Source organism: Micromonospora sp. NPDC005979, from assembly GCF_040614415.1.
GTDB lineage: Bacteria > Actinomycetota > Actinomycetes > Mycobacteriales > Micromonosporaceae > Micromonospora.
Map to the genome: position 1 here is coordinate 328377 of NZ_JBEXUR010000003.1, position 13877 is coordinate 342253.

12 protein-coding genes are annotated in these 13877 nt (G+C 70.6%); 10 read left to right on the forward strand and 2 right to left on the reverse strand.

Translation table 11 applies throughout. The features are described 5' to 3' along the window. Window positions 1-8: 8 nt before the first annotated feature. On the reverse strand, window positions 9-347 hold the full coding sequence (locus ABZ272_RS07695; protein ID WP_355049077.1) for an STAS domain-containing protein: 339 nt from the start codon (window positions 345-347) through the stop codon (window positions 9-11). 216 nt (window positions 348-563) lie between these two features. Here ABZ272_RS07695 and ABZ272_RS07700 point away from each other — a divergent pair, with 216 nt between their 5' ends. The 8 genes from ABZ272_RS07700 to ABZ272_RS07735 all read left to right on the forward strand — a co-directional run bounded on the left by ABZ272_RS07700 (window position 564) and on the right by ABZ272_RS07735 (window position 9966). Beyond that, on the forward strand, window positions 564-968 hold the full coding sequence (locus ABZ272_RS07700; RefSeq protein ID WP_355049078.1) for an ATP-binding protein: 405 nt from the start codon (window positions 564-566) through the stop codon (window positions 966-968). 355 nt (window positions 969-1323) lie between these two features. Beyond that, the gene (locus tag ABZ272_RS07705) at window positions 1324-2694 is read left to right on the forward strand and encodes a ricin-type beta-trefoil lectin domain protein (RefSeq protein WP_355049079.1); all 1371 of its coding nucleotides are present in this window, start codon (window positions 1324-1326) and stop codon (window positions 2692-2694) included. 325 nt (window positions 2695-3019) lie between these two features. Then, window positions 3020-5473 carry a ricin-type beta-trefoil lectin domain protein gene (locus ABZ272_RS07710; RefSeq protein ID WP_355049080.1) on the forward strand — a complete coding sequence of 818 codons (2454 nt, stop codon included), beginning with the start codon at window positions 3020-3022 and terminating at the stop codon, window positions 5471-5473. Window positions 5474-5665: 192 nt separating this feature from the next. Further along, on the forward strand, window positions 5666-6097 hold the full coding sequence (locus ABZ272_RS07715; protein WP_355049081.1) for a YbaB/EbfC family nucleoid-associated protein: 432 nt from the start codon (window positions 5666-5668) through the stop codon (window positions 6095-6097). Then, a complete protein-coding gene (locus ABZ272_RS07720; RefSeq protein ID WP_355049082.1) occupies window positions 6087-6410 on the forward strand; it encodes a hypothetical protein in 324 nt (107 codons plus the stop codon). Before ABZ272_RS07715 ends, ABZ272_RS07720 begins: the two co-directional genes overlap by 11 nt. Then, window positions 6407-8263 carry a hypothetical protein gene (locus ABZ272_RS07725; RefSeq protein WP_355049083.1) on the forward strand — a complete coding sequence of 619 codons (1857 nt, stop codon included), beginning with the start codon at window positions 6407-6409 and terminating at the stop codon, window positions 8261-8263. Before ABZ272_RS07720 ends, ABZ272_RS07725 begins: the two co-directional genes overlap by 4 nt. A gap of 28 nt (window positions 8264-8291) precedes the next feature. Beyond that, window positions 8292-8561, forward strand: a complete 270-nt coding sequence (locus tag ABZ272_RS07730; RefSeq protein ID WP_355049084.1) for a hypothetical protein — start codon at window positions 8292-8294, stop codon at window positions 8559-8561. 49 nt (window positions 8562-8610) lie between these two features. Continuing rightward, on the forward strand, window positions 8611-9966 hold the full coding sequence (locus ABZ272_RS07735) for a GAF domain-containing protein (protein WP_355049085.1): 1356 nt from the start codon (window positions 8611-8613) through the stop codon (window positions 9964-9966). A 21-nt stretch (window positions 9967-9987) separates the two neighbouring features. On the opposite strand, the gene murQ is transcribed toward ABZ272_RS07735, so the two are convergent. After that, on the reverse strand, window positions 9988-10881 hold the full coding sequence (gene murQ, locus ABZ272_RS07740; protein ID WP_355049086.1) for an N-acetylmuramic acid 6-phosphate etherase: 894 nt from the start codon (window positions 10879-10881) through the stop codon (window positions 9988-9990). Between the two features lie 243 nt (window positions 10882-11124). Here murQ and ABZ272_RS07745 point away from each other — a divergent pair, with 243 nt between their 5' ends. Next, the gene (locus ABZ272_RS07745) at window positions 11125-12684 is read left to right on the forward strand and encodes a sodium:solute symporter (RefSeq protein ID WP_355049087.1); all 1560 of its coding nucleotides are present in this window, start codon (window positions 11125-11127) and stop codon (window positions 12682-12684) included. A gap of 11 nt (window positions 12685-12695) precedes the next feature. Continuing rightward, entirely contained in the window at window positions 12696-13871 is a 1176-nt protein-coding gene (locus tag ABZ272_RS07750; protein WP_355049088.1) for an anhydro-N-acetylmuramic acid kinase, read from the forward strand. The last annotated feature ends 6 nt before the right edge of the window (window positions 13872-13877 follow it).

Consider the following 13877-nt stretch of genomic DNA (forward strand, 5'->3'; position numbering starts at 1 on the left):
GACGACGCTCAGGACGCCGCCGGGGACGCCTCCTCGGCGTCCTGCACGTTGTCGAAGGATTCGATGACCCGATCCACCGACGTGATCGACAGCACCTTGCGTACCGACGGCTGGACTCCGGCCAGGCCGAGCCAGCCGTCCCGCGCCCGCATCGCCTTGTAGGCGATCACGAGCGCGCCCAGGCCGCTGGAGTCCATGAACCCGACGGCGGCGAGGTCGACCACCACCACCCGGGCGCCGCTCTCGACCGCCTCCAGCAGCCCGTCCCGCAGACGCGGTGTGGTGCTCATGTCCAGATCGCCGGCGACCTCCACCACCGTGCCGACGCGCCCTCGCCGGGTTGTCAACGCGAAATCCACCACTCCCCCTCACGTGCGCTGCGCCAACCCGCTGTGCGGTGACTACTCGCCCCTACCGTGCCAGACGCCGACGCCGAACGCCTTTCGAAGGTTCCCGATCCGTCGTGGCGGCACGGGTATCGGAGCACCCGGCCGTGGGTATGACAGGGTGATCCGGGCTCACGACGCACGGGGCTGGGAAGGGGCTGAGCGATGCGGGTGGGCATGACAGTGTCGCTCCCACGCCAGCCGTCGGCGGTGGCCCGAGCCCGGCACATCCTGGCCACCCTGCTGAGCCTGACCGACATCGGCGATGACGTTCGCGCCAACCTGGCGGTCGCGATCAGCGAGGCGTGCTCGAACGCGGTGATCCACGCCGATCCCAGCAGCGACGTCGACCTCACGATCAGCATCGACGACGACGTCTGTGTCATCGAGGTCGGCAACCGGGGCAGCACCCCGGACGCCGCCAAGCTCGACGCCGACCTTCCCGCGCCGCTGACCATCGGCGGCCGTGGACTACCGCTGATCGCCGCGCTCTCCGACGCGGCCACCTTCGTCGACGGAACGCCGGACCAGGTGCTGCTACGCATCACCAAGAACCTCAGCGAGGTACGAACAGCGCCGTAGCGCCGGCCCCTCGCGTCGGGTCGCAACCCACTCGACACAGCATTGACATATTTCACTGCCAGATCTAGCGTCGGGGCCGAATCGATTCGGTCGTGGACCGGTTGCTCCGATCGACGGCCGGGCGTGGCGTTCGGGCGTACGACGTGGCCACCGACGATTCGACGACCCTCTGGTCCCGCTTGGGCGGCGGAACCAGCGGTGCAGACCCGTGGCGACGAGCCGGTCGGTCCGTGGGCACACCGCATCGGGGTTTCGTCCGCGCCGAGCGGCGTCGGCAGCGGTGAGCGGTGGCGTGTCTCGTGGTCGCCGTGGATCCCCTCACCTATCACTTCGTGCCGATTGGCGGGAGCCCATCATGACAGGACGTAGACCCATCCTCGGTTCTCTTGCGACGGCGGCGCTCGTCGTCGCGACCGTGGGTGCGGCGATAGTGACCGGTGGCGTGAGCACCACCGCGTCGGCCGCGAACGTCGCAGCGGCCGCCGGGACCGCCGGGTGCGGCAAGGCGCCCACGCTGACCAGCGGTCAACGGTCCATCCAGAGCAGCGGTCAGAACCGTAGTTTCATCCTGCGGATCCCCGACAACTACGACCGGAACCACCCGTACCGGCTGATCTTCGGATTCCACTGGAACGGCGGCACCATGAACGACGTCGACGGTGGCGGGTCGGACGGTGCGGCCTGGTCCTACTACGGCCTGCGCCAGCAGGCCAACAACAGCACCATCTTCGTCGCCCCCCAGGGCAACGGGAACGGCTGGGCCAACCCCAGCGGCCAGGACGTCACCTTCGTCGACAACATGATCAGCCAGATCGAGGCCGACCTCTGCGTCGACACGTCGCAGCTCTTCGCGCTCGGCTTCAGCTACGGCGGAGGCATGAGCTACTCGCTGGCCTGCTCCCGAGCCAACGTCTTCCGGGCCGTGGCGGTCTACTCCGGCGGCCAGCTCAGCGGTTGCGGTGGCGGCACCCAGCCGATCGCGTACATGGGCATCCACGGCATCGGGGACCCGGTGCTCAACGTCTCCGCCGGGCGGTCCCTGCGGGACACGTTCGTGCGGAACAACGGATGCACGGCACAGAGCCCTCCCGAGCCGAGAGCGGGCAGCCTGACCCACATCACCACCACGTACTCCGGCTGCCGGTCCGGCTATCCCGTGGTCTGGGCCGCCTTCGACGGCGGGCACACCCCCGGCCCGGTGGACGGCGGCGGGGACAGCGGCGCGCGGACCTGGACCAAGGGCGAGGTGTGGCGGTTCTTCACGCAGTTCAGCAGCACCGACCCGACGCCGAGCCCGACCGTGTCGCCCACCGGCAATCCGACCACCCCGCCACCGAGCAGCACGTCGGCAGTGCGCAACACCGCCTCCGGCCGCTGCCTGGACGTCAACGGCGCTTCGCAGGCGAACGGCTCGGCGGCGATCGTCTGGGACTGCCACGGCCAGAGCAACCAGAGCTGGACCTCGACGGCGGCGCAGGAGCTGCGGGTATTCGGCGGCAAGTGTCTCGACGTCAACGGCGCCGCCACGGCGAACGGCAGCTCCGTGATCATCTGGGACTGCAACGGCCAGTCCAACCAGCGGTGGCGGTTCAACTCCGACGGCTCGATCACCGGGGTCGGGTCCGGTCGGTGCCTCGCCCTGGTCAACAACGGGACCGCCAACGGCACGCGCGCCGAGATCCGGGACTGCAACGGCGCCGCCAACCAGCGGTGGACCCGAAGCTGAGCCGAGCGGTCTCGCGACGGTAGGACCGTGGTGCTGCCGCACCACGGTCCGGCTCGGCGGCGGAGCCGCACGGTTCCGCTGCCGAGCCACCCAGCACGCCACCAACAGACACATTCATCGAATCTTTCTCTGTCATCACTCGAAGTCCGTCGACGCAAATGGCGGTAATTGGCCGGGCTAGTGGCATTGACCGCCGATCTATGCGGTGCTTAACATACGACGTCTGCTCATCAACGATCTTCGATCATCGGCCCCAGTGCCTTGCGACAGCTCGACAACCTGCCGTACGGCTTCGGGTGTCGGGACGGTCCGGGAGGCGAATCAGATGTTCGGTAGAGAGAGTCGGCGGCGCGGTACTGGCGAGGCGGCACGACGCCGGTCATGGCGACACACGCGACGTCCACGTCGGTTAACGGCCGCACTGGTGGGGGCGCTCGTCGGGGCGGCAGCCGTTCTGACGGCCGTCGCCTCCCCCGCTCAGGCCGCGACCGCCATCACGATCAACGGCGGATCCGGTGGAAGGGCGCTCGACGGGATCGGCGCGGTCAGCGGCGGCGGTGGCAACAGCCGGCTGCTGATCGACTACCCGGAACCGCAGCGCAGCGACATCCTGGACTACCTGTTCAAGCCGGGCCGTGGCGCGGCGATGCAGCTGTTGAAGACCGAGATCGGCGGCGACACCAACTCGACCTCCGGCGCCGAGCCCAGCCACGAGCACACCCGGGGCAGCATCAACTGCAATCGGGGCTACGAGTGGTGGCTCATGGAGCAGGCGCGGACGCGCAACCCCAACATCGCCCTGGCGGGACTGGCGTGGGGTGCGCCGGGCTGGATCGGCAACGGCAACTTCTGGTCGAACGACTCGATCGAGTACCTGGTCGCCTGGCTGGACTGCGCGGGCACCCACGGGCTGACCATCAACTACCTCGGCGGGTGGAACGAGAAGGGCTACAACGCCACCTGGTACAAGAACCTGCGCTCGACCCTCAACTCCCGCGGCTACAGCAACGTCAAGATCGTGGCCTCGGACGACTTCGGCTGGGGCGCCGCCGACGAGTCGCTGCGCGACCCGGCGTTCGCCAACGCCGTACAGGTCTTTGGCAGCCACTACGTCTGCGGCTACCGCAGCGCCCAGAGCAGCTGCCCCAGCTCGAACAACGCGATCTCCACGGGCAAGGCGCTCTGGGCCAGCGAGAACGGCTCCGACGACTACAACGCCGGAGCGCAGGCGCTCGCCCGGGGCATCAACCGTGGCTACATCGACGGCAAGATGACCGGCTACATCAACTGGCCCGCCATCGCCGCCATCACCCCCAACATCCCGTGGGCGACCACCGGCGTGGCGGTGGCCCAGCAGCCCTGGTCCGGCGCGTACTCGATCGGCAAGAGCACGTGGGTGATGGCGCAGACCACGCAGTTCACCGCGCCGGGCTGGCGCTACCTCGACGGATCGAGCGGCTACCTCGGCGGCAACCGCAACAACGGCAGCTACGTATCGCTCAAGTCCACAAACAACAGCGACTACAGCACCATCGTCGAGACGATGGACGCCGGATCGGCGCAGACCCTCGACTTCACCGTCACCGGCGGACTGTCCACCGGCACCGTCCACGTCTGGTCGACGAACGTCAGGTCGAACAACACCGCCGACCACTTCGTCCGGGGCAGCGACCTCACCCCGAGCGGCGGCCGCTTCTCGCTCACCGTTCAGCCCGGCTACGTCTACAGCATCACCACCACCAGCGGGCAGGGCAAGGGCACGGCGACCAGCCCGGCGCAGGGCACCCTGAAGCTGCCGTACAGCGACACGTTCGACAGCTACGACGTCGGGCGTGAGGCCAAGTACCTCATGGACCAGCAGGGTTCGTTCGAGATCGCCACCTGCGGGGGCGGCCACTCGGGCCGGTGCGTCCGGCAGATGTCGGAGCAGACGCCGATCTTCTGGACGTCCGGCCAGGCCGAGCCGTACACGCTGTTGGGTGACCTGAGCTGGCGCAACTACACGCTCTCCTCCGACGTCATGCTGGAGAAGTCCGGCTACGCGCAGCTCATCGGGCGGGCGAACACGTACAACCACCAGGGGCCGCAGAACCTGAACGGCTACTACTTCCGGGTTACCGACGGTGGAGCGTGGTCGATCCGGAGCAACAACACCAGCGGCAACTGGCGCACGCTGGCCAGCGGGAACACCTCGGCGCTGGGCACCGGGCGCTGGCACACCCTGGCGTTGACGCTCAACGGGAGCACCCTCAGCGCGAGCATCGACGGCACCACCGTCGGCACGGTCTCCGACTCGACCTGGGTCGCCGGTCAGATCGGTTACGGCACGGGTCAGGGAGTCAGCGCCCAGTTCGACAACCTCTCCGTCACGCCGGTCGGCAACTCCGGTGAGCCGGGTGCGACCGGGACGATCCGGGGCGCGGGCTCGAACCGGTGCCTGGACGTCAACGGCCAGAGCCAGGCCGACGGCTCGGTCGTGCAGATCTGGGACTGCAACAGCGGGGCCAACCAGCAGTGGACGCTCACCAGCAGCAACCAGCTCACCGTCTACGGCAACAAGTGCCTCGACGTGGCCAGCAGCTCGACGGGGAGCCGCGCGCGGATCATGACCTGCAACGGCGGCGGCGGCCAGCAGTGGCGCGTCAACGGCGACGGCACGATCACCGGCGTCGCCTCGGGACTCTGCCTGGACGTCAACGGCGCGGGCACGGCCAACGGCACCGCCGTGCAGATCTGGACGTGCACCGGCGGCAGCAACCAGCAGTGGATCCGCGGCTGAACGGGTAACGGGTCCACGCCAGACCCGTACCCCCGATCGATGGCTCCCGGCCGCTCACCCGAGCGGCCGGGAGTCGCCGTTCGGGCGGCCGGCGCGGGCTCCACGTCGGAGGGTGAGGGCGTATCGTGTGCTGGCTGCGCCGCCTCGGGCCTCCCCGGGTGCGGCCGGCGGTGGTTACCCGGGGGAGGTCTGATGGCGCAGTTCCCGAACGCGGACTTCGGCGCGGCGACCGAAGAATTCGTCGCTTCCTGGGCGGCGGGCATCTCCGAGCGGGCCGCCCGCGCGCACGAGTTGTCCGAGCGCGTGGCGGCGATGTCGGCGACCGCCGAGGGCGCGGACGGCGCGGTCCAGGTCACCGTCGCCGCTTCCGGCGCCATGACCGACCTTCGGCTCGACGACCGGGTGCTGCGCTGGCGGGCGGACGAGATCGCCGCCGAGGTGCTGGCCGTGATGCGCCGGGCCCAGGGCGGGTTGGCGCCACAGGTGGCCGAGGCGGCCGCCGAGACCGTGGGCGCCGACTCCGAGACCGCCCGCGCCGTCGTGGGCAGCTACGAGTCGCGCTTCCCGGAGGTGCCCGAGGAGGACGAGCAGGGGTACGGCCGATGGGGTGACCGTGGGCGCTGAGGCAGCCGGCTTCGAGGTCACCACGGCGGCGGTGACCACGCACGCCCGTTCCGTCGACCGGATCTCCACGGGGATCGGCGTCGCACACGACGCGGCGGCGTACGTGCGGATGGGCGCCGGCGCGTACGGGCACCTGCCCGTCTGCCAGGCGCTCCCCTTCCTGCTGGACTTCCTCCAGGGCCCGGCCACCGAGGCGCTCGCGGCGGCGCAGGAGGCGTTGCACAGCGCGGCCGGGGCGCTCGACGAGACGGTGGACGCCTACCACGACACCGACGCGACGATCTCCGCCTCCCTCGGGCGGATGCACCAGTGAGCACCGACGTGGCGAACCCGCTGATCGCCGCCCGTCAGGACACCACCACCTCGTACAGCGGCCTCGGTCTGGTCGAGAGCCTGGTCGACCTGCGCAACGGCATCGAGAGCGGCTCCTGGGTCGACCTGACCATCGGCGGTTTCGGTACGTCGATGGAGGTGCTGGCGACCTGCGTCGACCCGATCGGGTCGATCGTCTCGTGGGGCGTGGCCTGGCTCATCGAGCACGTCAAGCCACTCTCGGACGCCCTCGACTGGCTGGCCGGCGACCCGGACCAGATCACGGCGTACGCGCAGACCTGGCACAACGTCTCCCGGCAGGTCAGCGACCAGGCCACCGCACTGTCCGAGGCCGTCCGCACCGAGATCGCCACCTGGACGGGCCCGGCGTCCGAGGCGTACCGCCGCTACAGCGACCAGCACCTGCGTCACCTCGCCGGCCTGGCGGACGCCACCGATCTGATCGGCACCGTCGTCGAGGGCGCGGGCCTGCTGGTGGCGCTGGTCCGGGAACTGGTCCGGGACCTCATCGCCGACTTCGTCTCGGTCCTCGCCGTCCGGCTGTGGGTGTGGCTCGCCGAGGCCGGCCTGACCCTGGGCGCGGCCACCCCGCTGGTCGCCGCGCAGGTCTCCTCGCTCGTCGCCAAGTGGGCGGCCAAGGTTTCCGGGCTCCTCACGGCGCTGGCCCGCAGCGTCAGCCGTCTGCGGCCGATCCTCTCCAAGCTCGGCGAACTGCTCGACACTCTGCGCACGGCGTTGCGGGGCCTCCGGCGTACTCCGGGCGGGTCGCGCTCCACCGACATGCCGGCCCCCGGTCCGGGCGCGCGCGGCTACACCGACCCGGCGGGCGGCGGCCAGCCGCCACCGCGGGCCCGGCAGGACGACTGGCCACCCGACGTCGACCGCGAGCCAGGGCCAGCCGGCGGCGGGCCAGGCGGCGGCGGACCAGGCGGCGGCGGACCAGGCGGTGGCGGGCCCGGCGGTGGCGGACCGGGCGGCGGCGGGCTAGGCAGCAGCGGGCCGGGCCACGACGGCGGCACGTCGCACGACGGCGGCACGTCGCACGGTGGTGAAGAGCCGACGGACCCCGACGGGAGCGCCGCACCGGACTCCGGCTTCAACGCCGATCCGCTGATGCCCGATCATGCGAGTGAGGCCGAGTTGCGGCTGCTCGGCAGAGAGGTGCACAGCATGACCGAACTCGACCCCGGCGGACACGTCAACGACGCGTACGACGTCACGTTCACCGACGGTACGCACGGCGTCTACAAGCCGAACGTGCCGGAGAACGAGTTCGTCCAGGTGCGTTCCACCATCCCGGAGAACGAGTTGGCCGCGCGTGAGGTCGCCGCCTCGCGCCTGGACGAGGATCTGGGTTTCGGCCTGGTGCCGACGACGGCGCGCTGGGACGGGCCGCACGGGGCCGGGTCGATGCAGGAGTTCGTGGAGAACGCGAGCCCGGGCCGCCCCGCCAACGCCTATCCGGCCGCCGAGAGCGAACGGATGGCGGTCCTCGACTACATCAGCGGCAACACCGACCGGCACATGGGTAACTACCTGACCGGGCCCGACGGCCGCCTGGTCGCGATCGACCACGGTTACTCGTTCCCCGAGTCGAACGCCGAGCCGTTGCGCTCGGACTTCGTGACACAGCAGATGAACCGGCCGTTGAGCCCGGAGACGATGGCCCGGCTCCAGGACACCGACCCGGCGGTGCTGGCCGACCGGCTGCGCGGCACCGGCCTGAGTGAGCAGGCGCTGTCCGGTGCGATGGACCGCTTCAACGAGATCCGTGCCCGAGGCACGATCACGGGCGAGGCGTGGAACGCCTTCCGCCCGCCGAGCCCGTGGTGAGTGAGCCGTGGTGAACCAGGAGGCAGGCATGACCGAGCAGGCGGCGACCAGGGTGGCGCTGTACACGTTCGCCCAGCACACCAATCGTCGGGTCGCCGAGTTCAACTGGCAGCCCGGCCAACCGGTGTCGCTGACCATTCTCGATCCGGAGTGGGGTGCAGTCGCACAGGACTTCTACGACAACGGCGTGCCGGTCGGCGCGCACCGGGTGTCGCCGGAGGCCGGCCCGGAGTTCATGCGCGCGCTGCTGCAACGGTTCCGCATGAGCTACTACAAGTTCGTGGACGAGAGCGCCTGAGCCGCGCCCTCCCCGGCGGCTTCGCGGCCCTTTTCGTATCCTGGCCGGGGTGAGCGAACCGCAATCCAGCGGTGCGGCGACGGAAGCCGTACCGGAGAGGGGCGACCACAGCATGACGGCGGTACCGAACCAGCGGGCGACCGCCGTACGGTCCTCGGACGCCGGGCAGGCGGCGCAGGAGGATCTGCGGGCGCTGTTCGGACAGTCCATCGCGGTGTTCGCGTCCCTGGTGGGGCCCACGCACGTGGTGGAGGCGGCGAACCCGGCGTTCTTCGCCGCCATCGGTTCGGAACGCGCGCGCACCGGGATCACGGTCGCCGAGCTGCTGCCCGAGTTGGCCGGTCAGGGCTTCCTCGACCTGCTGGACGAGGTCTACCGCACGGGCGAGCCGTACACCGGTCGGGACGCGCGGATCGTGCTGGGTGTCGGGCCGCACGCGCGGGAGGCGTTCTTCGACTTCACCTACGAGCCGCGCCGCGACGCCGACGGCACGGTGACCGGCATCCGCGTGATCGGCGTGGAGATCACCCAGGTCAAGCACGCCCAACGGTTGATGGCCGAGCACCGCGCGCTGCTGGAGCAGATCGCCCGTCAGGCGCCGCTGACCGAGGTGCTGGACGGGATGGCCCGCTGCATCGAGGATCTGGCGCCCGAGCAGGTGCTCGTCTCCGTGCTGCTCGCCGACGAGGACGGCCGGCACCTGCGACACGGGGCCGCGCCGAGCCTGCCCGAGTTCTACAACCAGGCCATCGACGGGATCGCCACCGGCGAGGGTGTCGGCTCGTGCGGCACCGCCGCGTACCGGCGGGAGCCGGTCATCGTCACCGACATCGACACCCACCCCTTCTGGACGGACTTCCGGGATCTGGCCGGGCGCGCCGGTCTCGCCGCCTGCTGGTCGATGCCGATCCTGGCCCGCGACGGCGGACTGTTGGGCACCTTCGCCATGTACCACCGCACGCCACGCGTCCCGCAGGACACCGACCTGGCCCTGGCCCGGGTCTTCGCCGACACCGCGGCCCTGGCCATCGAGCGTCACCACGTCGAGCAGGCGAAGACGGCCGCCGAGGCGCGCGCCAGGGCAGCCCACGAGGAGCTGGCCAGGGCGGTACGCGCGGAGCGGCAGTTGCGCGCCGAGGCGGAGCAGCGCGCGACCGCCGCCGCGGAGCTCACCGAGCGGATGCGTAACGCCGCGGCAGCCCAGGCCGCCCGACCGCATCCGGAGCACTGCCAGCTCGGCGGGGTCCAGGGCTGCTCCGCACCTGCCCGGATCAAGATCGCCGATTCGTGGGGCGACTCGGCCTGGGGCTGCGACACGCACGTCGAGGAGGCCATCCTCAACGTACGGTCGGTGTTCATCGCCAACGAGGAGCTCGGCGGCCTCGCCGCGTACGTCAACCGCTGACCGCCCCGGCGCGACGGCCGGTCAGGCCGCGACGGCCGCCCGGACGTCGTCGTCGGCCTCGCGAAGCCGTGCCGCGGCCTCCTCGGCGGTGCAGTGCGCGAGCAGCAGCACGATGGCCGTCTTGGCGTGGCCGTGCGCCGCGGCCAGCGCCCCCGCGGCCGTGTCGAGATCGGTGTCGGCGGCCTCGGCGACGATGCGACGCGCCCGGTCGACGAGCTTGGCGTTGGTGGCGTTCATGTCGACCATCAGGTTGCCGTAGACCTTGCCGAGCCGGGCCATCGTGGCGGTCGAGAGCATGTTGCAGACGAGCTTCTCGGCGGTGCCGGCCTTGAGCCGGGTCGAGCCGGTGAGCACCTCGGGGCCGGTGGGCACCTCGATGGCGACGTCGGCGTGCCGGCTGACCACCGCGTCGGTGTTGCAGGCGACCGAGACCGTGCTCGCCCCCCGCGCGCGGGCGTGCGCCAACCCACCCACGACATACGGGGTACGACCGCTGGCCGCGAGCCCCACCACGGTGTCGCGGTCGCTGACGTCGATCGCGTCCAGATCGGCGACGGCGCGGTCCGGGTCGTCCTCCGCGCCCTCGACGGCGACGCCGAACGCGCCCGCCCCGCCGGCGAGCAGACCGACGACCCGCTCGGGCGGCGTACCGAAGGTCGGTGGGCACTCGACGGCGTCGAGCATGCCGATCCGGCCGCTGGTGCCGGCGCCCAGGTAGATCAACCGGCCGCCTCGGCGCAGCGATGCCACGACGACGTCGACGGCGGCCGCGATGTCCGGCACGGCCCGGCGGACGGCGTCCGCGACCGTGTGGTCCTCGTCGTTCATGGCGAGGAGCATCTCGGTGGGCGACATGCGGTCGAGGTCGGTGGTCTTGTCGTTGCGGGTCTCGGTGCCGAGGGTGCTGAGGTCCACGGGGTGTTCGTTCCTCTCGCTGGTGACTCAGTCGCCGACCGGGCGAGTGCTCCCTGACCAGTTCGGCGACGCGCGCCAGATCGTTGAGAATCCGCCGGCAACGCACCGTTTGGGCCTCGCGTCCGCCCCGTATCGGCAGGCTGAGACCACAGCGTAACCAGACCGGACGGGCACTGGCAAAAAGTTTCGGGTTAGTGTGGGCCAACGTCACTTATTGACAACCCCGCTGGTTGGGAGTGAACCGTGCGTCAACTCGACCTTGTCGTGATCGTGCTGTACCTCGTGGTGATCGCCGCCGTCGGACTACGCCTGTCCGGTAAACAGAAGTCGTCCAAGGACTACTTCGTGGGCGAGGGAAAGCTGCCCTGGTGGACCGTCTCGTTCTCCGTGGTCGCCACCGAGACCAGTGTCCTGACGGTGATCAGCGTGCCCGGCGGCGCGTACAGCAGTCAGGGCTTCGGCAACGTCGAACTGGCCCTCGGTTACGTGATCGGCCGCGTGATCGTGGCCGCGGTGCTCATCCCGCTCTACAAGCGGGGTGGCTTCGTCAGCGCCTACCAGTACCTCGGTGAGCGGTTCGGCCTGAAACTCCAGGGCCTGGCGTCGATCACCTTCGTCTTCACCCGCCTGCTCGCCGAGGGCGTACGACTGTTCGCCTCGGCCATCCCGATCAAGCTGCTCCTCGACGAGTTCGGGCTGAACGTCGGCTACCAGGCGATCATCATCGTGCTGACGCTGATCACGGTGGTCTACACCTACCTCGGTGGCATCAAGGCGGTCATCTGGACCGACGCCATCCAGATGGGCCTGTACCTCGGCGGGGCGATCCTGGCCATCGCGGTGCTCAGCCACGCCATCGGGTTCGACGGCTACTCGCAGGCGTTGGACGCCGGCAAGTTCCAGCTCTTCGACACCAACTTCGACCTCGCGCACGTGCTCACCAGCCCGTTCGCCCTGCCGACCGCGATCATCGGTGGCGCCATCTTCGCGATGGCCAGCCACGGGTCGGACCAGCTCATCGTCCAGCGCATCCTGTCGACCCGGACGCTGCGCGAGGGCCAGTTGGCCATGGTCTCCTCGGGCATCTTCGTGGTCATCCAGTTCGCGGCGTTCTCGCTGGTCGGCGCGCTGCTGTGGTCGTACAACAAGGGCCAGACCTTCAAGGAGCTGGGCCTGAACAGCACCGACAACCTGTACCCGAACTTCATCCTGCACGCCCTGCCGGTGGGCATCTCCGGCCTGCTGGTCGCCGGCATCCTCGGCGCGGCGATGGGGTCACTGTCGTCGGCGCTGAACTCGATGTCGAACTCCACGGTCGCCGACTTCATCCACAGCTTCTTCAAGAAGGTCCCGTCGGACGACACCATGCTCCGGCTCGCCCGGGTGATGACCCTGGTCTGGGCGGTGCTGATGGCGATCTTCGCCTGCGCGTTCAGCTCCAGCACCGGGAACGTCTACCTGACCGGTCTGACCATCGCCGGCTACACCTACGGAGCGCTGCTCGGGGCGTTCCTGCTCGGCCGCCTCGTGAAGCGGGCCAACCAGGTCGACGCGGTGATCGCCTTCCTCGTCACGGTCGCGGTGATGACCTACATCGTCCGCTACGTCAAGATCGATGTGACGACGGCCGGCACCACCACCGCGACCGCCATCGCCGCCCAGTGGCTGGTGCCGATCGGCGTCCTGATCACCCTGGCCGTCGGCATGGTGTCGAGCTGGTTCCACCCGGCCCCGGAGCCGTACGACCACAGCCGCGTCGACGATGACGACGAGACGACGGCGGCACCCGTGGGCCGGGCATGAGGGAGACCGCCATGCGCGTGATCGGCCTGATGTCCGGCACCTCCTACGACGGCATCGAAGCCGCCGCCGCGGAGTTCGAGCTGACCGGCGACACCCTGCGGATGCGCCCGCTGGGCCGGCTCAGCCACCCGTACCCGGACGAGCTGCGGGCCCGGATCGCCGCCGCCCTGCCACCCGCGCCGACCAGCACCGAGGCGATCTGCGTGCTGGACACCGGCATCGGCCAGGCGTTCGCCGAGGCCGGCACGCGAGCCCTCGCCGAGCTGTGCGAGGGGCGGGCCGACCTGGTCGTCTCGCACGGCCAGACCATGCACCACTGGGTCGAGGGCGGCGTGGTCCGGGGCACCCTCCAACTGGGTCAGCCGGCCTGGATCGCCGAGGCCACCGGACTGCCGGTCGTGGCCGATCTGCGCAGCCGCGACGTCGCGGCCGGTGGCCAGGGCGCACCGCTCGTCGCCCTCTTCGACACGCTGCTGCTGCGCGGTCTGCCGGGCGTCCCGGCCGCCCTCAACCTGGGCGGGATCGCCAACATCACGGTCGTCGCGCCGGACGCCGACCCTCTCGCGTTCGACACCGGGCCGGCCAACGCGCTTCTCGACGCCGCCGTACGCCACTTCAGCGGCGGCGTCGAGGAGTACGACCGGGACGGGCGCGGGGCAGCCGCCGGGCAGGTGAGCCCGGCGCTGCTGCGGCGGCTGCTCGACGAGCCGTACTACCGGCTGCCCGGCCCGAAGAGCACCGGCAAGGAGCTGTTCCACCTGCCGTACCTGCTCGCCGCCCTGGCCGACGTGCCCACCCCGGATCCGCGGGACGTGTTGGCCACGCTCACCCGGCTGACGGCGGTCACGGTGGCCGACGCCTGCCGCGCGCGCGGCGTCACCCGGCTCGTGGTCTCCGGCGGCGGGGCGCACAACCCGACGCTGATGGGCATGCTCGTCGACGAGCTGCCCGGCGTCGACCTGACGTCCAGCGACGAGGTGGGTGTCCCGTCGGACGCCAAGGAGGCGCTGGCGTTCGCGCTGCTGGGCTACCTGACCGTGCACGGGCTGCCGGGCACCCTGCCCTCGGGCACCGGCGCGCGGCACGCCTCGGTGCTCGGCAGCATCACCCCCGGCCGCGAACCGCTGCGGCTGCCCGCGCCGGGCGGCACCGCCCCGACCAGGCTGCTGATCGTCGCGTCCGACTGACCGCGC